Here is an 18,905-nt window from a genome sequence, read left to right as displayed (position 1 = left end):
AAGGATCGCCCCACCATCGACGGAGGACGGGTTCCACATGACGTACGACGCAGACGTGATCGTGATCGGGGCCGGGCTCGCGGGCCTCGTGGCCACCGCCGAGCTCGTCGACGCCGGCCGCAAGGTCATCCTGCTCGACCAGGAGCCCGAGCAGTCCATAGGAGGCCAGGCCCACTGGTCCTTCGGCGGGCTGTTCTTCGTCGACTCGCCCGAGCAGCGCCGCATGCGGATCAAGGACACCCGCGAGCTGGCCCTCCAGGACTGGGCCGGCACCGCCGGCTTCGACCGCGAGGAGGACGCCTGGCCGCGCCGCTGGGCCGAGGCCTACGTGGACTTCGCGGCCGGCGAGAAGCGCCCCTGGCTGCACGCCCAGGGCGTCCGCTTCTTCCCCGTCGTCGGCTGGGCGGAGCGCGGCGGCTACGACGCCAACGGCCACGGCAACTCCGTCCCCCGCTTCCACATCACCTGGGGCACCGGCCCCGGCCTCGTGGAGCCCTTCGAGCGCCGCGTACGGGCCGGGGTGGCCCGCGGGCTGGTCCAGCTGAAGTTCCGCCACCGGGTCACCGGGGTCTCCCGTACGGCGGGCACCCTCGACACCGTGACCGGCGAGGTCCTGGCCCCCTCCGACGCCGTACGCGGCACGGCGAGCGGCCGCGAGGCCACCGGGGAGTTCTCCCTGCGCGCCCAGGCCGTGATCGTCACCAGCGGCGGCATCGGCGGAAACCACGACCTCGTACGGGCCCAGTGGCCGGCCCGGCTCGGCACCCCGCCCGCACGGCTGCTCTCCGGGGTCCCGGCCCACGTGGACGGCCTGATGCTGGGCATCGCGGAAGGGGCGGGCGCCAGCCACATCAACAAGGACCGGATGTGGCACTACACCGAGGGCATCGAGAACTGGAACCCGATCTGGTCCAAGCACGGCATCCGCATCCTGCCCGGCCCGTCCTCGCTCTGGCTCGACGCCACCGGCAAGCGGCTGCCCGTACCGCTCTTCCCGGGCTTCGACACCCTCGGCACGCTCGACCACATCATGAAGACCGGCCACGACCACACCTGGTTCGTCCTCAACCAGCGCATCATCGGCAAGGAGTTCGGACTCTCCGGGTCCGAGCAGAACCCGGACCTGACGGGCAAGTCGGTCCGCGGGGTCATCGACCGGGCGCGCCAGGCCGTCCCCGGACCGGTCAAGGCCTTCATGGACAACGGCGCCGACTTCGTGGTCGAGAAGGACCTCTCCGCGCTGGTGCGCGGCATGAACGCGATCACCAAGGACGGACTCCTCGACGAGGAGACGGTCCGGCGCGAAATCGTCTCCCGCGACCGCGAGATCGCCAACCCCTTCACCAAGGACCTCCAGGTCACGGCGATCCACGGGGCCCGCAAGTACCTCGGCGACAAACTGATCCGCACCGCCGCCCCGCACCGGATCCTGGACCCCGCGGCGGGCCCCCTGATCGCCGTCCGGCTCTCGATCCTGACCCGCAAGTCCCTGGGCGGCCTGGAGACCGACCTCTCCTCCCGCGTCCTGACCGCCACGGGGGAACCCCTCCCGGGCCTCTACGCGGCGGGCGAGGCGGCCGGCTTCGGCGGTGGCGGCGTCCACGGCTACCGGGCCCTGGAGGGCACCTTCCTCGGCGGCTGCATCTTCTCGGGCCGCGCCGCGGGCCGCGCGGCGTCCGCGGCGGTCTCCTGACCGCCGCCCCTGCCCCTGCCCCTGCCCCTGCCCCTGCCCCTGTCCCTGCCCTGCCTCCTAGGGCAGGGGCAGGCGGGTCACCAGACGGAACCGCTCCGCCACGACCGGGGTGTCGTCGTCGACCGTGAAGTGCGGGTCGCCGATGGCCTCCCGCATCTGCGGGCCGTGCCAGAACTCCTCGTGCCCGGAGCGCCATTCGGCCACGGACGTGAATCCCTCGCCCTCGTCCAGCGCGTGCCGCAACCCCACGTCCGCCAGCCGCAGCACCTGTACGTCCGTCACCTCCAGGACACCCACCGGACGCTCGGCGGAGTCCACGATCACCATCATCTCGCCCGCCACCGGCAGCGGGTCCCCCGCTGCCTCGTAGTCGGCGAGGACTCCCGTGGTCGTCGTCTTGGCGCCGCTCAGGACCGCCGCCACCAGCAGGTCGCGCAGTGGCCCGGGGAAGGCGAACTCGATGGGCGGGAGATCGTCGTAGGCAGTCATGGATTCCACCCTACGGTCCTGCGGGCGAGCCGGCCCGAACGGAGACGCGCCCTGCCGACAACCTGTCACGAACCGGAACAACTGCATCAACTCGCATGTCACAAAGACCAGTTGAAACGAGCCACGCAGTGGACTGGACCTTGACTCGGAGCTGTGCGTACCGCTTTGCTGTGCGTGATCTTCCAGCCACACCGTCCAACCGCCCGCGTCCTGGAGGGAAACCCGCGGATGTCGCCCCCTCCGCCGCCCCTCGGCCGCGCCCGCAAGCGGGACGCCCAGCTCTTCGACCCCGCCCTCTGCGACTCGGAACTCGTCGACGTCCGCGCGCAGTTCACCCAGGGCCGCTGGGCCAAGGCCCGCACCCTGCTCGTCGCCACCGGTGACGACTGGGACCGCCGCGGGCACCGCCTCGTCGTCCTCGGCGAAACCCCGGCCGCCACCGCGTGGGCCCGCGAGTGGCTCCTCGCCGAACCGGAGAGCGCCGACGCCGTCACCCTCCTCGCCTGCGCGGCCGTCTTCGCCGCCCTGCGCCACAAGGGCACCCCCGAGGCCGCCGAGGAGGCCTGCCGCCGCGCCGCGGCCCTGCTCCCGGCCGACCCCACCCCCTGGCTCGGCCTGCTCCTCCTCACCCGCGCCTTCGGCACCGAAGAGGAGTTCAGCCGCCACTTCGACCAGGTCCGGGCCCGCCACCGCGAACACCACCACGCCCACCACCTGATGGTCTCCCGCCTGGCCGAACGGGCCCCCGCAGCCGGCCGCGACCCGCTCCACGAGGTCTACGACTTCGCCGCCTGGGCCGCCGAGGAATCCCCGGCCGACTCACCGCTCGCCGTCCTCCCCGTCATCGCCCACGCCGAGCGCTACCGCGTCCTCGCCGCCGGGCAGGGTCACGCCCCCGACGCCGGAGCGGAGCACTGGTCCGGCCGCCGCGCCCGCCAGGTGCTGCGCGCCGCCTTCGACTGGTGGCTGGAGTGGGAGCGCGAGGACCACCCCCGCAACCGGGTGGACCTCAACTTCCTCGCCCACGCCAAGCTCTGCGAGGGCCGCCCCGCCGAGGCCGCCGCCCTCTTCCAGCGCATCGGCAGCCACGCCACCCAGGCCCCGTGGTCCTACCCGGACCTCGATCCACACAAGGCCTTCCTCGCCGCACGCAGCGCCGCGCTCGGCACCGCCTGACCAGCTCAGCCAGAACAGCTCAGCCAGAACAGCTCAGCAAGCACCGCCCAGCAAGCACCGCTCAGTCCCCGCCCCGAAAGGACACCCCGCCATGCCGACGGGCAGATCCACCACGCTCAACGACCCGGCCGGCCAGGCCGAGATCCGTACGTACAAGGGCCAGGACCGCGCCCTGCGCGCCGACCGTCTCGGCACCGCCGGGCTCCTGCTCTCCGTGCTCGCCGCTAGCGCGCCCCTGATGGTCGTCGCCGGTGTCATGCCCACCACCTTCGGGGTCATGGGCATCGTCGGACAGCCCCTGCTGTTCGTGATCCTCGGCGCCGTCCTCGCCCTCTTCAGCGTCGGCTACGCCGAGATGAGCCGGCACGTCCACAACGCCGGCGCCTTCTACGCCTACATCGCCCGCGGACTCGGCCCCACCGCCGGCGCCGGCGCCTCGCTCGTCGCCCTCGTCGCCTACAGCGCCATGCAGGTCGGCGTCTACGGCATCCTCGGCTTCGAGATCTCCGGCCTCTTCGCCACCTACCTCGACACCGAACTCGCCTGGTGGATACCGGCCCTGGCCGCCGTCGCGCTCACCGGCGCCCTCGGCTGGCTCAAGATCGACCTCAACGCCAAGGTCCTCGGCGTCCTCCTGCTCATCGAGGTCCTCCTCGTCGTCGTCTTCGACGTCGCCGCCCTCGGCAAGCCCGGCCCCGAAGGCCTCTCCCTGCACGCCTTCAACCCCGAGACCCTCACCGGCGCGGGCCTCGGCACCGCCCTGTGCTTCTGCATCGCCGCCTTCGTCGGCTTCGAGCAGTCCCCGGTGTACGCCGAGGAGACCAGCAGGCCGCACATCGTCGTCTCCCGGGTGATGTTCCTCGCCGTCGGCTTCGTCGCCCTCTTCTTCGCCCTCAGCGCCTGGGCCCTGTCCGTCGCCACCGGCCCCGCCGAGGTGGTCAAGGCCTCCGCCGAAGCCGGTCCCGGACTGCTCTTCCAGCTCACCGAGAGCCGCCTGGGCACCACCTTCACCGACGTCCTGCACATCCTCTTCGTGACCGGCATGTTCGCGGCGATGCTCAGCTTCCACAACGTCGTCTCGCGCTACGCCTTCGCCATGGGCCGCGAGGGCCTGCTCCCGGCCGCCTTCGGCCGCACCAACGCCGGCACCGGCGCCCCCGCCACCGGCTCGCTCCTGCAGACCGTGATCTCCGTCGTGGTCGTCCTGGCCTTCGCCCTCACCGACGACACGCCGGCCGGCGACCCCACCGTGCCCGTCCTGCACCTGTTCACCTGGATGGGAAGCGTCGGCGCCCTCGGCGTGACCCTCCTCATGGCCACCGCCTCCCTCGCGGTCATCGCCTTCTTCGTCCGCCGCGGCACCGCCGGAGCCCAGCTCTGGCGGCTCGGCGCGGCAGGCCTGGCCGGCCTCGCGCTGCTCGCCATCGCCGTCTACACGGTCAAGGACTTCGGCGTCCTGGTCGGCGCCGCGGAGGGCTCCGCGCTGAGCTGGGCCCTGCCCGGCATCATCGGCGCCGCCGCCGTCGTGGGCCTGGCGTACGGGCTCTTCCTGCGCTCCGCCCGCCCCGCGGTGCACGCCCGCATCGGCCTGGGCAACGAGGCCTTCCGCCTCGACCAGGCGGCGGAGTCGGAGTCGGAGCCGGCCGGGGCCACGATCCCGGCCCCGCGCGACTGACCCGTACCGGACGCACGAAGAGGGGCCCCGCCACGGCGGGGCCCCTCTTCGTACGCCGAGCCGAGCTCAGGCCTTCTTGACCACGCTGGACTTCAGCTGCATGGCCCCGAACCCGTCGATCTTGCAGTCGATGTCGTGTCCGTCGACCCCGTCGATGAGCCGGATGTTGCGCACCTTGGTACCGGCCTTGATCCCCGAGGGGCTGCCCTTGACCTTGAGCGCCTTGACGACGGTCACGGTGTCGCCGTCGTTCAGCACGTTCCCGACGGCGTCCTTCACGACCTGCTCGCCGGCATCCCCGCCGCCCTCGGCGTCACTCTCGGCGGGCACCCACTCGTGACCGCACTCGGGGCACACCACGAGCGCGTTCATCTCGTAGGTGTACTCGCAGGAACATTTGGGACAAGGAGGAAGATTCTCATTCACCCGGACAGAATATCCCGAACCGCCCATCGGGATTCTCCGTGCCGAAGCTGCCGCCAAACGCAGAAAACCCCACGTGAAGTGGGGTTCTCGCTTGGTGTCCGAGGGGGGACTTGAACCCCCACGCCCGATAAAGGGCACTAGCACCTCAAGCTAGCGCGTCTGCCATTCCGCCACCCGGACAAGGTGTCTGTCTCGCGTCCCTCGCGGGCCGTTCCGACGTGGAAAACATTACCAAACATTCCGGGGTCCTCGATCACACCCCCCGTCGGCCGGGGATCGCCCTTGGGGGGAAGCGGCCCGGGGCGCGAGGATGGAGTCAGTTCGGTACTGATCAGTGGGAGGAAGCAGCGTGAGCGAATCGGGCGCGGGCAGGACCGTCTCCGGCGAGGACGAGGTCGTCGACCTCTGCCGGGACCTCATCCGGATCGACACCAGCAACTACGGGGACCACTCGGGGCCCGGCGAGCGCAAGGCGGCCGAGTGGGTCGCGGAGCAGCTCGCCGAGGTCGGGCTGGAGCCGCAGATCTTCGAATCGCACAAGGGGCGCGCCTCGACCGTGGCGCGGATCGAGGGCGAGGACCCCTCGCGGCCGGCCCTGCTGATCCACGGGCACACCGACGTGGTCCCGGCCAACGCCGCCGACTGGACCTACGACCCCTTCGCCGGCGAGATCGCCGACGGCTGCGTCTGGGGCCGCGGCGCGGTCGACATGAAGGACATGGACGCGATGACGCTGGCCGTCGTGCGCGACCGCATGCGCAGCGGCCGCAAGCCCCCGCGCGACATCGTGCTGGCCTTCCTCGCCGACGAGGAGGCGGGCGGCACCTACGGCGCCCGGTACCTCGTCGACAAGCACCCCGGCCTCTTCGAGGGGGTGACGGAGGCGATCGGCGAGGTCGGCGGCTTCTCCTTCACCGTGAACGAGAACCTGCGGCTGTACCTGGTGGAGACCGCCCAGAAGGGCATGCACTGGATGCGCCTGACGGTCGAGGGCACCGCCGGCCACGGGTCCATGACCAACAACGACAACGCCATCACCGAGCTCTGCGAGGCCGTCGGGCGCCTGGGCCGCCACACCTGGCCCGTACGCGTCACCAAGACCGTCCGGCACTTCCTGGACGAGCTCTCGGACGCGCTGGGCACCCCGCTCGACCCGGACGACATGGACGCCACGCTCGTCAAGCTCGGCGGCATCGCCAAGATGGTCGGCGCGACCCTGCGCAACTCCGCCGCCCCGACCATGCTCGGCGCCGGCTACAAGGTCAACGTCATCCCCGGCCAGGCCACCGCCCACGTGGACGGCCGCTTCCTGCCGGGCTACGAGGACGAGTTCTTCGCCGACCTCGACCGGATCCTCGGGCCGCGCGTGAAGCGGGAGGACGTCCACGCGGACAAGGCGCTGGAGACGGGCTTCGACGGCAAGCTCGTGGACGCCATGCAGACCGCCCTGAAGGCGCACGACCCGATCGCCCGCGCGGTCCCGTACATGCTCTCCGGCGGTACGGACGCCAAGTCCTTCGACGACCTCGGCATCCGCTGCTTCGGCTTCGCTCCGCTCCAGCTTCCGCCGGAGCTCGACTTCGCCGGGATGTTCCACGGGGTGGACGAGCGGGTGCCGGTGGAGGGTCTGAAGTTCGGCGTACGGGTCCTCGACCGGTTCATCGACGAGTCCTGAGACGGGCGGGGACGGGCGGGTGGCGGGCGTGCGGCGGAACGCGGCGTAGCTAACGCCCAGGAATCGAGAAGGTGTGCGGAATCCACTGAGAAGAGTGAATGCGCTCATACGCTCGTAGCCCCGGTGATCCCTCCTCGTTACAGGTGGTGCGGTCCGCGGCTGGGACCGCGCTTGCCTACTAGGAGGAACAATGCTCAAGAAGGTTGCCGCCGCTGCGGCTGTCACCGGTGGTCTGGTTCTCGCGGGTGCGGGTCTGGCTGTCGCCGACGCGGGTGCCCAGGGTGCGGCCATCGGCTCCCCCGGTGTCCTGTCCGGCAACGTCGTCCAGGTTCCGGTCCACGTTCCCGTGAACGTCTGCGGTAACACGATCTCCGTGATCGGCCTGCTGAACCCGGCTTTCGGCAACACCTGCGTCAACGCCTGACGTTTCTGAAGTTCTCGGCCCCGGAGCGCATTCCAGCGCTCCGGGGCTGCCGGGTTTTAAGGGCCCGATGACGATCTTTCGGCGTACCGGGCGGGGGAGCCTGTGCTGCCAGTGCGCCGATCGGGCGTGCACGTGCGTGAGCGTGCACGACGCACACACCAGGGGACGAAGTACAGATGCGACGACAGGTACAGGTCACCGGCAGGAAGACCTTGATCACCATGGCGGCCGCGGGGGGTCTGCTCGCGCTCGGAGGGGGCTACGCACACGCGGACTCCGACGCCCGGGGCCGCGCCGAACACTCACCGGGACTGCTGTCCGGGAACGCCCTCGAGGCACCCGTGGACGCGCCGCTGAACGCCTGCGGGAACACGGTGACGGTGGTGGGGGCCCTGAATCCGGCCTTCGGAAACCGCTGCGCGAACCTCCCGGACCGATCCGGACACCCGCGGCACCCGGACCACCCGCAGCACCCACAACATCCGCAGCATCCGCAGCACCCCGAACACCCGGGCAACCCGGACGAGCCGTGCGACGAGGACACCGGCCCGGGGCATCTGGAACACCCGGACGGCCCCGGGGGCCACGGCAACCCGGATGGTCCTGGAGGCAACGAGAACCCCGGCGGTCCCGGCGGCGCCGGCAACCCGGGCGGTCCTGGGGGTGGCGGCAACCCCGGGGGGCCTGGGGGTGACGGCAACCCGGGCGGTCCCGGCGGCGACGGCAACCCCGGAGGTCCTGGCGGCGACGGCAACCCCGGAGGTCCTGGCGGCGACGGCAACCCCGGAGGTCCTGGCAGCGAGGGCAACCCCGGTAGCGGGGGCAACCCCGGTGGTCCGGGTGCCGGGCAGCAGCCCGGGACTCCCGGCGGTCCCGGGGCGGGTACCGGTACGGGGCCCGGCACCGGATCGGTGACCCCCGTGACGCATCCCGCCCAGGGGACGGGCGCCACTCCCGGGGGTGCTTCAACCCCGGCCGGGGGACTCGCCGCCACGGGCTCCGGTGACGTCCTCACCGTCGGAGTTCCCCTCGCCGCGGGCATGCTGCTGGCCGGCGCCGTGCTCTACCGCCGGGCGCGCAGCGCGGCCTGACGGTTCCTCAGTGCGCGGGCCCCGCCCCAGGGGCCCGCGTCACCAGGTCGCGCGGACCTGGCGGATGATCCGGCGGCGCAGTCGCACGCGGCGACTGCCGTCCCGAAGCAGGGTCAGCCGGTCGAGCTCCCAATGCCCGTACTCGGCACGTTCTGTCAGCAGGCGGGTCGTTTCCTGACGTGGAACCCCGCGGGGCACGTACAAGTCGACAAATTCGTATTCCGGCATCGCATCTATTGTGCCGCGAGAGCCCCGCTACGGATAGCGTCTGCACTATGTCTGATGCCGCTCTGCCCACTGTTGCCGAGGTACGCGCCGCCGCCGAGGCGGTCAAGGCCGCGCTCGACCGTCACCTCGCCGCGGTCGAGAGCAGGATCGGGGACGATGATCCGGACGTCTACGCCGCGTTCAACGAACTCGCCGCCGCCGCCGAGGAGTACGACGAGCTCCTCTACGACCGCTACGACGAGGTCACTCCGTTCGAGATCCCCACCCCCGAGGACGGGCTCCCGTACACCGGCCCCGCCGAACCCGCCGCGTTCAGCGTGCTCATCCGCCGTGACTACGCCGTCGCCGAGCCGGCGCGCCTGATCGCCCAGGCCGAACGCGTCGTCGCGCACGACCGCGACGCCGAACTCGACCACGACGGCGGCACCGCCGACGCGCTCGGCGTTCTCTTCGGCGAGTACGAGCCGGACGAAATCGCCTCCCGCGCCAAGGACTTCGGGCTGGAGGAGGGCGATTCCACGCTGTGGATCGCCGCTTCGGAAGAGGTCGCGGAGCCGGGGGAGTGGCTCGGCACGCCCTTCGCGCACATCGATCCGCAGGACGTCATGCACCGGTTCGACGTCAGCTCGGTCTTCGACGAGGAAGACGAGGGTGACTACGCCGAGGACGCGGAGGACGCCGAGGGGGCCCAGGACGGCGCGCCGGCCGAGCGGGGTCTGACCCCGGCCTGACCCCGGCCCGGCCCGCCCCTCACGACAGCTCGTACGGAACGCACCGCGGCCCCCGTCCCACCCGGGACGGGGGCCGCGGTGCGTTCCGTCAGCGGGGCTCCGCCGCCGCCGATGCCACGAGCGCCTGCAACAGACCCGCCAGCCGGGTCGTACGGGGCTTCGCGGGCACTTCCGCGACCGCGCGCGGCAGCGCCTGGTCCACCCCGTGCACCACCGACAGGTGGCGCTCGGCCCGGCCGAAGGCCGTGTACACCCAGTCCCGCGACAGGGCCTGAGCGGCGTCCCCGGGCAGCACGACGACCGCCGCGGGCCAGCGCGAGCCGACGGCCTGGTGCGCCGTCACGGCCCAGCCGTGCCGCACCTGCGACTCCACCCGCTCCTTCGGTACGACGATCCGCGCGCCCGCGGCTCCGGCCAGGTGCAGCCCCTGCGCGTCGGCCGACACCACGCGGGCCGGCAGCGCCCGCCCGGCGGAGGGCACGTGGACCACCCGGTCACCGGGGTCGAAGCCGCCGAACCGGCCGGGGCCGGGGTTCAGCCGCTCCTTGAGGGCCGCGTTGAGCGCACGGGTGCCCGCCGGGCCGCCGTGGCCCGGGGTGATCACCTGGACGGCGTCCGCCGGGATCCCGAAGGCGCGGGGCACCGACTCGGCGACCAGCTGCACGGTGCGGTGCACCGCCTCCCCGGCGTCGCGGACCGGGACGATGACGACCTCCTTGCCGGGGGCGTCGACCTGGTTCAGCTCCCCGACGCCGACGCCCGAGACCAGCTCGCCGATCGGGCCCGGGTCCGGGATCCGGGAGACGAGCTGCGGGCAGGCACGGGCCGCGAGCACATCGGCGAAGACCCGGCCGGGACCGGCGGAGCCGAGCACCGCGGGGTCGCCGGACAGCACCAGTCGGGCCCCGTCGGGGACCGACTCCACGAGCGCGGCGGCCGTCTCCACGTCCAGCTGCGGGGCGTCCAGGACGATGAGCAGGTCCAGCGCGAACTGCCCGTCCGCGTCCCGCCCGGGGCCCTCGGTGCCGCCCAGCAGGCCCGCCACGGTGACGGTCCCCTCGGCGGGGGCGTGCGCGGCCAGGCAGGCCCGCAGGCCGAACTCCCGGGCGGCCGCGAGCAGGGCGCGGGGTTCGGCGCGGGCGGCCTCGCCGCCGGTGTGGGTGACCAGGCCGTGCCCGGCGGCGGCGCGGATCAGCTCGGCGCCGGTGCCGGTGGCGGCCTTGTCCCAGTCGGCGGGGTCCGTGAAGGTGTTGGCGAGCCGGGCCAGGCCCTCGGCGAGGCTCTCCTCGGCCATGGCGGAGCCCTCCAGGCCCACCAGGATCCGTACGGGCTGTTCTGCCTCCTCGGTGGACTCCCCGACGGGCGGACCGACCGGCTCCTCGAAGGCCAGCGCGGCGCCCTCGCCCACGGCCGCCTCCAGGGCCTCCGCGGGGTCCGGTACGCCGTACTGGGCGAGGGCCGCCTCCAGGGTGGGGGCCTCCAGCACGGTGTGGCCCTTGGCGGCGGCCTGCGCCAGCAGCCAGGCCACCAGGGCGGCGGCCCGCCGCTCGTCCCCGGGGCCGCTCGCCCCGGCGCCGAGCAGGGCGCGGGCGAACCCGTCGGCCTGGGTCGGGCGGACCCCGGCGACGGCCAGCAGCCGCCAGGGGGACTCGGCGAGCTGCTCGGCCGCGTCCTCTCCGAGGGCGGCGGCGGTCTGCGGGGCGAGGGCCTCGGGGGCTCCGCCCCTGGCCAGGACGGCGCGGATCGCCTGGACGGCGTCGGGGGAGGGGGCGGTTGCCTGCGGCGCGGGAGCGGGTGCGGGGGTGCGCGCCGGGGCGGGCGCCGGAGCGGGCTCCGGCCGGCGGGGCGCCGGGGGAGCGTCGAACACGGTGGGGGGCTTGCCGCCGCTCTCCACGGCCCGTACGGCGGCCAGCAGGTCGGCGGCCGTGCCGCTGAGCTTGGCGCCGGCCTCCACGGGGGCCTCGCGCTCCGCCTTGCGGCGGGCGATGCGCTCCCGCTCGATCTTCTGGGCGGCCAGTTCCGCGGCGGCTTCGCTGAGCTGAGGCTTGGCCTCGGCGGCCCCGTCCGCGGCGGCCCCGGTGGCGGCGTCCCCGCCGGTCCCGTCGGCCGCTTCCGCTTCCGCTTCCGCGCCCGCCTCCGCGTCTGGGTCGGCGTCCGTGTCGCCGTCGGTGGGCCCTGCGGGGCTTTCCCCCACCCCGCCCCTTCCCGAAACCGGGGGCTCCGCCCCCGGCCCCCCGTCCCCGCTCCCGGCTTCGCCGGCCGGCGGGGCCTCCGTGCCGGTGTCACCGTCCCCGGCTGCGTCGGACAGGCTCTCCGCTTGCGCGTCCCCGTCCCCGGCTGCGTCGGACAGGCTCTCCGCTTGCGCGTCGCCGTCCCCGGCTTCGCCGGCCGGCGGGGCCTCCGTGTTGGTGTCACCGTCCTCGGCTGCGCCGGACATGGCCTCCGCCTGTGCGTCCCCGTCCCCGTCCTCGGCTGCCCCGGACGGCGGGGCCTCCGTGTCGGTGTTGCCGTCCCCGGCTGCGCCGGGCAGGTTCTGCGCCACCTGGGCGTCGTCTTCCCCGGCTTCGCCGGGCGGCGCCGGCTCCGGGTGGGGGGTGGCGGCGGCGGGCTCGTCTGACTGGGGGGCGTTCGTGGTCGCGGGGTCGCCGGGCTCCGGGGTCGGGTCGGCTTCCGCGGCGGCGGGCGTGTGCTCCCGGGCCGGGTCGGCCGGTTCTGCCGCGGCGGCGGTGTCGCTCACAAAGTGCTCCAGTCCTGATCGGGGTAGCGGTGGACGGGCGCCGAGACGTCGTCCAGCGCTTGGCGGATCTCCTCCGGAAGACTAAGGGCCTCCACCGACAGGGCCTGCCCGAGCTGCGCCGACGTGCGCGCGCCGACGATCGGCGCGGCCACCCCGGGGCGGTCCCGGACCCACGCCAGGGCCACCTGGAGCGGGGTCACCGCCAGGCCGTGCGCGGCCGTCGCGACCGCGTCCACAATGCGGCTCGCCGGCTCGTCCAGGTACGGGTCCACGAAGGCCGCCAGGGTTTCGGACGCGCCCCGGGAGTCCGCCGGGGTGCCGCTGCGGTACTTGCCCGTCAGGACGCCCCGGCCGAGGGGGGAAGAGGGGAGGAGGGACAGTCCCAGGTCCAGCGCGGCCGGGACCACCTCCCGTTCCACGCCGCGCTGGAGCAGGGAGTACTCCATCTGCGTCGACGCCAGCCGGGTGCGTACGCCCGGCGCCGCGAGCTGCCAGGTCGCCGCCTTCGCGAGCTGCCAGCCGCTGAAGTTCGACACGCCCGCGTACCGCGCCCGGCCGCTGCTCACCGCGATGTCCAGTGCCTGGAGGGTCTCCTCCAGCGGGGTCCACGGGTCGAAGGCGTGCACCTGCCAGAGGTCGACGTAGTCCGTGTCCAGACGGGCCAGCGAGTCGTCCAGGGCGGCGAGGAGATGGCCGCGCGAGGCGTCGAAGCGGCGGTCCGGATCCGCGACCCCGCCCGCCTTCGTCGCGATCACCAGATCCCGCCGCGGGACGACGGAACCGATCAACTGCCCGAGGAGGTACTCCGCCTCCCCGCCCCCGTACACGTCCGCGGTGTCCACGAGCGTGCCGCCCGCGTTCCAGAACGTCTTCAACTGCGCGGCCGCTTCCGCCTCGTCCGGTCCGTCCGCCGACCGGCCCCAGGTCAGTGTGCCGAGACCGATCCGGGAGACGCGCAGTCCGGTGCGGCCGAGATGCCTCTGCTCCATGAGGGCTGAGACTACTGCCGCACTGACGCGGGACAGTCGGGCGCGCTACAGTCCCCGCAGACCTACGTTACTGATCGGTACACGGGTAAGGGGACGACTTATGCGGCTCGGCATCAATCTCGGCTACTGGGGCGCTGGCATGGACGCCGACAACCTGGCCGTGGCGCAGGAGGCCGACCGCCTCGGCTACGACGTCTGCTGGGCCGCGGAGGCCTACGGCTCCGACGCGCCGACCGTGCTCGCCTGGGTCGCCGCCCAGACCGAGCGCATCGACGTCGGCTCCGCCATCCTGCAGATCCCGGCCCGCCAGCCCGCCATGACGGCCATGACGGCCGCCACCCTCGACTCGCTCACCAAGGGCCGCTTCCGGCTCGGCCTCGGCGTCTCCGGACCCCAGGTCTCCGAGGGCTGGTACGGCGTGAAGTTCGACAAGCCGCTCGCGCGGACCCGTGAGTACGTGGAGATCGTCCGCAAGGCGATGACCCGCGAACGGCTCAGCTACGAGGGCGAGCACTGGACGCTGCCGCTGCCCGGCGGGCCGGGCAAGCCGCTCAAGCTGACCGTGCACCCCGAGCGCGAGCACATCCCGCTCTACATCGCCGCGATCGGCCCGAAGAACCTGGAGCAGACCGGCGAGATCGCCGACGGCGCCCTGCTGATCTTCCCGGCCGCCGAGCACCTGGAGGCCACCGCCCTCACCCACATCCGGGCGGGCCGCGAGAAGGCCGGGCTGACGATGGACGGCTTCGACGTCTGCCCGACCGTGCCGCTGGCCCTCGGCGAGGACGTGGCCGGGCTCGCCGACATGTTCCGCCCGTACACCGCCCTGTACGTGGGCGGCATGGGCAGCCGCAAGCAGAACTTCTACAACCAGCTGGCCCAGCGCATGGGCTACGAGAAGGAAGCCGCCGAGGTCCAGGACAAGTACCTGGCCGGTGACAAGCAGGGCGCGGCCGCCGCGGTCCCGCACTCGCTGATCGACTCCACCACCCTGCTGGGATCCGTGGAGCGCATCGCCGACGGTATGAAGGCCTACGCCGAGGCCGGGGTCACCACCCTGACGCTCGCGCCGGCCGGCTTCACCCTGGAGGAGCGGACCGCCGCCCTGCGGGCCGGCGTGGAGGCCATGGAGCTCGCGGGCCTGGCCTGAGCGGTGGCCGGACGGAGTCCGGCGCAGCCGCCCGAAGCCTGCGGAGCAGTGCGAGGGCGGCGTGGAGATGAGGTTCTGCGGCCGTGGTGGGGGCTCGGGGGGTCTTCCCCGCCACGGCCGACACCGCCAACAACGCGCCGGGCGGCCCGCGGGTTACGCGCCGCGGGCCATCTCGGGGGTTCGTTCATTCGGACGAGTAGCGCGCCCCGTGGGTTGCCCGCCCCGGCGTGCGGAGTTTGACTCGGTACATGCTCTCTGCCCGCAGCCTGTTCCAGGAGATCGTCGAGAATGACGACTCCTTCCAGCTGTTCTGCTCCATCGCCGCCAGCGGGGAGAACCAGGGCGGCTGGGAGAACGCCCGGATCGCGGCCCTGGTCCCCGACGGCATGCGCGACCTCGCGCCCAAGATCACCCGGCACGGCGCCGACGAGGACAAACACGGCCGGATCTTCAACGCCCTGCTGCGCAAGCGCGGCCTGCCGCCCGTTCCGGTCCCGCCCGAGACCGACTACACGATGCTGCTGGAGCGGCGCGGCATCGGCCTCGCACACGAGAAGCTCCGCCGCGACGAGCCCCTGACCGAGAAGGACATCGTCGTCTACCTGGCGCACAGCCGGGTCACCGAACAGCGCGCCGCCGATCAGATGGACATGCTGGTCAAGTACTTCGGCGACCACCCCGAGGTCGGCAGGGCCATCCGCATGATCAGCCACGACGAGGACAACCACCTCGCCTACTGCCACGAGGAACTGCTGCGCCTCGCCCGCGAGGGCCACGGGCCGGTCATCCACCGGGTCCTGCGCGAGAGCGCCCTCGCGGAGATCGCCGTGTACCGCGACGTCAGCCTCGCCGTCATGGACCACATGGGCCGGCTGCTGCGCTGGCCCGCCCCGAAGGCGGCCGTGCTCGCCGCCGGGATCCGCGGGATGTACGCGTACGAGCGGTTCAGCGGCTGGCACCGGATGATCGACCTGCGCATGCCGGAGCGGCTGGGCGCCCTCAGCGGCGCCGCGACGCCCGAATTCGCCTGAGCCCGGGCGGGCCCGAGCCGGCCCGCCCGAGCCCTGCCCTGCCCGCCCGAGCCCGGCCCGCCTAGAGCCAGCCGCGCCGCTTGAACATCCGGTGCAGGCCCACGCACAGGGTCACCATCACCAGCACCACCAGCGGATAGCCCCAGCGCTGCTTGAGCTCCGGCATGTGCTCGAAGTTCATCCCGTAGATCCCCGCCACCATGGTCGGGACGGCCGCCATGGCCGCCCAGGCGGAGATCTTGCGCATGTCGTCGTTCTGCCGGACGCCCATCTGCGCCAGGTGCGCGGCCAGCGCGTCCGACAGCAGCCGGTCCAGGCCCTCGACGTACTCGTTCGCCTTCGTCAGGTGGTCGGCGACGTCCCGGAAGAACGGCTGGGAGCGCTCGTGCACGAAGGGCACGTTCCCGAAGGCGAGCCGGTCCATCGGCTGCAGCAGCGGACTCGTGGCCCGGCGGAACTCCAGGACCTGCCGCTTGAACCCGTAGATCCGGGCGGCGGTGTTCTTGCTGTCCGCCGGGTTCGGCGAGAAGACCTCCGCCTCCAGCTCCTCCAGATCCGCCTGCAGCTCCGCGGCCACCTCGATGTAGTGGTCCACCACCGCGTCCGAGACCGCGTACAGCACCGCCGTGGGGCCGTGCCTGAGCACCTCGGGATCCTGCTCCAGCCGGTGGCGCACGGCGGCCAGCGCGGCCCCCTCGCCGTGGCGGACCGTGACGACGAAGGAGTCGCCGATGAACACCATCAGCTCGCCCGTGGTCACCGTGTCCGAGGCGTCGTCGTACAACACGGGCTTGAGGACCACGAAGAGCGAATCGTCGTAGACCTCCATCTTCGGCCGCTGGTGCGCGGTCAGCGCATCCTCCACCGCCAGCGGGTGCAGCCCGAACTCCTGGCTGACGTGCTCGAATTCCTTCTCCGTCGGCTCGTGCATGCCCACCCAGAGGAAGGCGTCGCCAGTGGCCCGCGCCTCGTCGAGGGCATCGGAGAAGTCGTCGGGCGCCTCGGAGCGGCGGCCTTCGCGGTACATGGCGCAGTCCACAATCACTCGCGCATTGTTCCCTGCCCGGGCCCCGACCGCACACCGGCGACACCGCTTACCCTTCTGCCATGGCCACGCTGATCCTCGTACGACACGGGCGGTCCACCGCCAACACCGCAGGGCTGCTCGCCGGATGGACCCCGGGGGTGACCCTCGACGAGCACGGAGCCGCACAGGCCGCCGCGCTGCCCGGGCGGCTCGCCGCCGTGCCCCTCGCCGCAGCCGTCACCAGCCCGCTGGAGCGGTGCGCCGAGACCCTGGCCCCGCTGCTGGCGGCCCGGCCCGGTCTCCCGCTGCACACCGACGAGCGGATCGGCGAGTGCCACTACGGCGACTGGTCGGGCCGCAAACTCTCCGAACTGTCCGAAGAACCGCTGATGCGCATCGTCCAGCAGCACCCCTCGGCCGCCGCCTTCCCCGGCGGCGAGTCCATGCGCGCCATGCAGGCCCGCGCCGTGGACGCCGTCCGCGACTGGAACGCGCGGATCGAGGAGGAGCACGGCGCCGACGCCGTGTACCTGATGTGCTCGCACGGCGACATCATCAAGTCCCTTGTCGCGGACGCCCTCGGCATGCACCTGGACCTCTTCCAGCGGATCCACGTCGACCCCTGCTCGGTCACCGCCATCCGCTACACGCCGACCCGCCCCTTCCTGCTCCGGCTCGGCGACACCGGCGACTTCGCCTCCCTCGCACCCCGCGAGAGCGCTTCGCCAGACCCCGCGGCGGCCGAGGACGCCGCGGAAGCGGGCGGCGAGGCGGTCGTAGGGGGTGGTGCGGGCGCGGTGTGATCGAACGGCGCAGTAGGGTGGACGGGCCAACCCATGGGCGCAGCCCTGCCCCTGCTGCCGACGCTTGGAGACTGGACGTGCCCCGTCAGGTGTTCCTCTACGACCCACCGGACCGTTTCGTGGCCGGCACGGTCGGCCTGCCTGGACGCCGTACGTTCTTCCTGCAGGCCTCCACCGGCCCCCGCGTCACCAGCGTCTCCCTGGAGAAGACCCAGGTGGCGGCGCTCGCGGAGCGGATGGAAGAACTGCTGGACGAGGTCGTACGGCGCACCGGGGGCAATGCCCCCGTCCCGGCCGTGGCCCCCGCCGAGGCGACCGACACCGCACCCCTCGACGTCCCCGTCGAGGAGGAGTTCCGCGTCGGCACCATGGCCCTGGCCTGGGACGGCGAGGACCAGCGCATGATCGTCGAGGCGCAGGCCCTGGTGGAGCTCGACGCCGACTCGGACGAGGACCTCGCCGAGGCGGAGGAGCGGCTGCTCCAGGACGAGGAGAACGGGCCGCCGATGCTGCGCGTGCGCCTCACCGGCGCCCAGGCCCGGGCCTTCACCAAGCGGGCCCTGGACGTGGTCAACGCGGGCCGCCCGCCGTGCCCGCTGTGCAGCCTCCCGCTGGACCCCGAAGGGCACGTCTGCCCGCGCCAGAACGGCTACCGGCGCCAGGCGTGAACGCAACGGGGGGAACGCCGGAATTGGAAGCGCTGCTGGCCCACGGGGAACTCACCGTCGTCGGCCGGATCCGGGAGGCGTCCAACGCCGTCCTGCTGTGCAAGGTCACCCACGGGGGCGCGAGCACCGACTGCGTGTACAAACCGGTCAAGGGCGAGCGCCCGCTGTGGGACTTCCCCGACGGGAACCTCGCCCAGCGCGAGGTCGCCGCGTACCTGATCTCCGAGGCCACCGGCTGGGGGCTGGTGCCCCCGACCGTGCTGCGCGACGGACCGTACGGCGAGGGCATGGTCCAGCAGTGGATCGAGACGGGGGAGTCCCCGGAGGCGGAACTGCTCGCCCTCGTGGACGGCGAGGAGGCGGGGGAGGGCTGGAGGCCCGTCGCCTTCGCCGAGGTCGGCGAGGGACGCACCGCGCTCCTCGTGCACGCCGACGACGAACGGCTGCGCCGGATGTCCGTCCTCGACGCCGTGATCAACAACGGCGACCGCAAGGGCGGCCACCTGCTGCCGGCCCCCGACGGACGGCTCTACGGCATCGACCACGGAGTGACCTTCCACACCGAGGACAAGCTGCGCACCCTCCTGTGGGGCTGGGCGGGGGAGCCGCTGACGGACGAAGCGGGCGCCGTCCTGACCGCCCTGGAGGCCGCCCTGGCCGCCGGGCAGCCCCTCGCCACCCGACTGGCCGAACTGGTCACCACCGCCGAGCTGGCCGCCGTACGGGCCCGTGTGGCCCTGCTGCTGCGCACCGGGAAGCATCCGCAGCCTTCGGGACAGTGGCCCGCGATCCCGTGGCCGCCCGTCTGACCGGGCCGCGGCCGGCCGCGGCCCGCAGCGGGACGAACGCATAGAACCAGCCGTGGCGCAAGAGTGCCTATCCGGACAACAGT

General features: G+C 73.0%; 18 protein-coding genes and 1 tRNA gene. 12 read left to right on the top strand and 7 right to left on the bottom strand.

The window, feature by feature from the left end; translation table 11 throughout:
- The first annotated feature begins 37 nt into the window (after positions 1-37).
- On the top strand, positions 38-1,693 hold the full coding sequence (locus ACODT5_RS25510; RefSeq protein ID WP_422521574.1) for an FAD-binding dehydrogenase: 1,656 nt from the start codon (positions 38-40) through the stop codon (positions 1,691-1,693).
- 57 nt (positions 1,694-1,750) lie between these two features.
- On the opposite strand, the gene ACODT5_RS25505 is transcribed toward ACODT5_RS25510, so the two are convergent.
- The gene (locus ACODT5_RS25505; RefSeq protein ID WP_422521573.1) at positions 1,751-2,182 is read right to left on the bottom strand and encodes an ASCH domain-containing protein; all 432 of its coding nucleotides are present in this window, start codon (positions 2,180-2,182) and stop codon (positions 1,751-1,753) included.
- 228 nt (positions 2,183-2,410) lie between these two features.
- On the opposite strand from ACODT5_RS25505, the gene ACODT5_RS25500 reads away from it, so the two are divergent.
- Together ACODT5_RS25500 and ACODT5_RS25495 are read left to right on the top strand one after the other, a co-directional pair.
- On the top strand, positions 2,411-3,358 hold the full coding sequence (locus ACODT5_RS25500; RefSeq protein ID WP_422521572.1) for a hypothetical protein: 948 nt from the start codon (positions 2,411-2,413) through the stop codon (positions 3,356-3,358).
- Positions 3,359-3,449: 91 nt separating this feature from the next.
- Positions 3,450-5,033, top strand: coding sequence for an APC family permease (locus ACODT5_RS25495; protein WP_422521571.1), 1,584 nt, complete (start codon positions 3,450-3,452; stop codon positions 5,031-5,033).
- Between the two features lie 66 nt (positions 5,034-5,099).
- Here the strand turns inward: ACODT5_RS25495 and ACODT5_RS25490 are convergent, their stop codons facing one another.
- Both ACODT5_RS25490 and ACODT5_RS25485 read right to left on the bottom strand, forming a co-directional pair.
- Complete coding sequence (locus ACODT5_RS25490; protein WP_422521570.1) at positions 5,100-5,459, bottom strand: zinc ribbon domain-containing protein YjdM; 360 nt, start codon at positions 5,457-5,459, stop codon at positions 5,100-5,102.
- A 92-nt stretch (positions 5,460-5,551) separates the two neighbouring features.
- Positions 5,552-5,639 (bottom strand) — tRNA-Leu (locus ACODT5_RS25485).
- A gap of 169 nt (positions 5,640-5,808) precedes the next feature.
- Here ACODT5_RS25485 and ACODT5_RS25480 point away from each other — a divergent pair.
- From ACODT5_RS25480 to ACODT5_RS25470, 3 genes are all read left to right on the top strand, one after another.
- Positions 5,809-7,134: a M20/M25/M40 family metallo-hydrolase gene (locus tag ACODT5_RS25480; RefSeq protein ID WP_422521569.1), complete on the top strand. Its 1,326-nt coding sequence runs from the start codon at positions 5,809-5,811 to the stop codon at positions 7,132-7,134.
- Positions 7,135-7,324: 190 nt separating this feature from the next.
- A complete protein-coding gene (gene chpH / locus ACODT5_RS25475; protein WP_250740333.1) occupies positions 7,325-7,558 on the top strand; it encodes a chaplin ChpH in 234 nt (77 codons plus the stop codon).
- Positions 7,559-7,734: 176 nt separating this feature from the next.
- Positions 7,735-8,649 (top strand): chaplin, encoded by a 915-nt coding sequence (locus tag ACODT5_RS25470; RefSeq protein ID WP_422521568.1) that lies wholly within the window; start codon positions 7,735-7,737, stop codon positions 8,647-8,649.
- A 39-nt stretch (positions 8,650-8,688) separates the two neighbouring features.
- Here ACODT5_RS25470 and ACODT5_RS25465 read toward each other — a convergent pair whose 3' ends face one another.
- Positions 8,689-8,877 carry a DUF5703 family protein gene (locus ACODT5_RS25465; protein WP_422521567.1) on the bottom strand — a complete coding sequence of 63 codons (189 nt, stop codon included), beginning with the start codon at positions 8,875-8,877 and terminating at the stop codon, positions 8,689-8,691.
- Between the two features lie 47 nt (positions 8,878-8,924).
- On the opposite strand from ACODT5_RS25465, the gene ACODT5_RS25460 reads away from it, so the two are divergent.
- On the top strand, positions 8,925-9,608 hold the full coding sequence (locus ACODT5_RS25460) for a hypothetical protein (protein ID WP_422521566.1): 684 nt from the start codon (positions 8,925-8,927) through the stop codon (positions 9,606-9,608).
- A gap of 88 nt (positions 9,609-9,696) precedes the next feature.
- Here the strand turns inward: ACODT5_RS25460 and ACODT5_RS25455 are convergent, their stop codons facing one another.
- Positions 9,697-12,045 (bottom strand): ATP-dependent DNA helicase, encoded by a 2,349-nt coding sequence (locus ACODT5_RS25455; RefSeq protein ID WP_422525025.1) that lies wholly within the window; start codon positions 12,043-12,045, stop codon positions 9,697-9,699.
- A gap of 296 nt (positions 12,046-12,341) precedes the next feature.
- A complete protein-coding gene (locus ACODT5_RS25450) occupies positions 12,342-13,334 on the bottom strand; it encodes an aldo/keto reductase (RefSeq protein ID WP_388504026.1) in 993 nt (330 codons plus the stop codon).
- A 100-nt stretch (positions 13,335-13,434) separates the two neighbouring features.
- On the opposite strand from ACODT5_RS25450, the gene ACODT5_RS25445 reads away from it, so the two are divergent.
- Both ACODT5_RS25445 and ACODT5_RS25440 read left to right on the top strand, forming a co-directional pair.
- The gene (locus ACODT5_RS25445; protein ID WP_422521565.1) at positions 13,435-14,484 is read left to right on the top strand and encodes an LLM class F420-dependent oxidoreductase; all 1,050 of its coding nucleotides are present in this window, start codon (positions 13,435-13,437) and stop codon (positions 14,482-14,484) included.
- Positions 14,485-14,732: 248 nt separating this feature from the next.
- A complete protein-coding gene (locus ACODT5_RS25440) occupies positions 14,733-15,515 on the top strand; it encodes a ferritin-like domain-containing protein (RefSeq protein ID WP_422521564.1) in 783 nt (260 codons plus the stop codon).
- 61 nt (positions 15,516-15,576) lie between these two features.
- Here ACODT5_RS25440 and corA read toward each other — a convergent pair whose 3' ends face one another.
- Positions 15,577-16,560 (bottom strand): magnesium/cobalt transporter CorA, encoded by a 984-nt coding sequence (gene corA / locus ACODT5_RS25435; protein WP_422521563.1) that lies wholly within the window; start codon positions 16,558-16,560, stop codon positions 15,577-15,579.
- 62 nt (positions 16,561-16,622) lie between these two features.
- On the opposite strand from corA, the gene ACODT5_RS25430 reads away from it, so the two are divergent.
- The 3 genes from ACODT5_RS25430 to ACODT5_RS25420 all read left to right on the top strand — a co-directional run bounded on the left by ACODT5_RS25430 (position 16,623) and on the right by ACODT5_RS25420 (position 18,822).
- Positions 16,623-17,345: a histidine phosphatase family protein gene (locus ACODT5_RS25430; protein WP_422521562.1), complete on the top strand. Its 723-nt coding sequence runs from the start codon at positions 16,623-16,625 to the stop codon at positions 17,343-17,345.
- A 77-nt stretch (positions 17,346-17,422) separates the two neighbouring features.
- On the top strand, positions 17,423-18,013 hold the full coding sequence (locus ACODT5_RS25425) for a DUF3090 domain-containing protein (RefSeq protein WP_385373538.1): 591 nt from the start codon (positions 17,423-17,425) through the stop codon (positions 18,011-18,013).
- Positions 17,977-18,822 carry an SCO1664 family protein gene (locus ACODT5_RS25420; RefSeq protein WP_422525024.1) on the top strand — a complete coding sequence of 282 codons (846 nt, stop codon included), beginning with the start codon at positions 17,977-17,979 and terminating at the stop codon, positions 18,820-18,822. Before ACODT5_RS25425 ends, ACODT5_RS25420 begins: the two co-directional genes overlap by 37 nt.
- Positions 18,823-18,905 lie beyond the last annotated feature (83 nt).

The sequence above is a fragment of the Streptomyces tatrensis genome, assembly GCF_049310065.1.
Lineage (GTDB): Bacteria > Actinomycetota > Actinomycetes > Streptomycetales > Streptomycetaceae > Streptomyces.
The sequence above is the reverse complement of the archived record's forward strand: the minus strand, read 5'-3'. Positions and strand labels throughout refer to the sequence as shown.

What these genes read in the sequence shown, in the direction of transcription:
- ACODT5_RS25510 (WP_422521574.1), top strand. Translation starts at nt 38, where the DNA reads ATGACGTACGACGCAGACGTGATCGTGATCGGGGCCGGGCTCGCGGGC.
- ACODT5_RS25505 (WP_422521573.1), bottom strand. Translation starts at nt 2,182, where the DNA reads ATGACTGCCTACGACGATCTCCCGCCCATCGAGTTCGCCTTCCCCGGG.
- ACODT5_RS25500 (WP_422521572.1), top strand. Translation starts at nt 2,411, where the DNA reads ATGTCGCCCCCTCCGCCGCCCCTCGGCCGCGCCCGCAAGCGGGACGCC.
- ACODT5_RS25495 (WP_422521571.1), top strand. Translation starts at nt 3,450, where the DNA reads ATGCCGACGGGCAGATCCACCACGCTCAACGACCCGGCCGGCCAGGCC.
- chpH (WP_250740333.1), top strand. Translation starts at nt 7,325, where the DNA reads ATGCTCAAGAAGGTTGCCGCCGCTGCGGCTGTCACCGGTGGTCTGGTT.
- ACODT5_RS25470 (WP_422521568.1), top strand. Translation starts at nt 7,735, where the DNA reads ATGCGACGACAGGTACAGGTCACCGGCAGGAAGACCTTGATCACCATG.
- ACODT5_RS25465 (WP_422521567.1), bottom strand. Translation starts at nt 8,877, where the DNA reads ATGCCGGAATACGAATTTGTCGACTTGTACGTGCCCCGCGGGGTTCCA.
- ACODT5_RS25460 (WP_422521566.1), top strand. Translation starts at nt 8,925, where the DNA reads ATGTCTGATGCCGCTCTGCCCACTGTTGCCGAGGTACGCGCCGCCGCC.
- ACODT5_RS25455 (WP_422525025.1), bottom strand. Translation starts at nt 12,045, where the DNA reads ATGTCCGGCGCAGCCGAGGACGGTGACACCAACACGGAGGCCCCGCCG.
- ACODT5_RS25450 (WP_388504026.1), bottom strand. Translation starts at nt 13,334, where the DNA reads ATGGAGCAGAGGCATCTCGGCCGCACCGGACTGCGCGTCTCCCGGATC.
- ACODT5_RS25445 (WP_422521565.1), top strand. Translation starts at nt 13,435, where the DNA reads ATGCGGCTCGGCATCAATCTCGGCTACTGGGGCGCTGGCATGGACGCC.
- ACODT5_RS25440 (WP_422521564.1), top strand. Translation starts at nt 14,733, where the DNA reads ATGCTCTCTGCCCGCAGCCTGTTCCAGGAGATCGTCGAGAATGACGAC.
- ACODT5_RS25430 (WP_422521562.1), top strand. Translation starts at nt 16,623, where the DNA reads ATGGCCACGCTGATCCTCGTACGACACGGGCGGTCCACCGCCAACACC.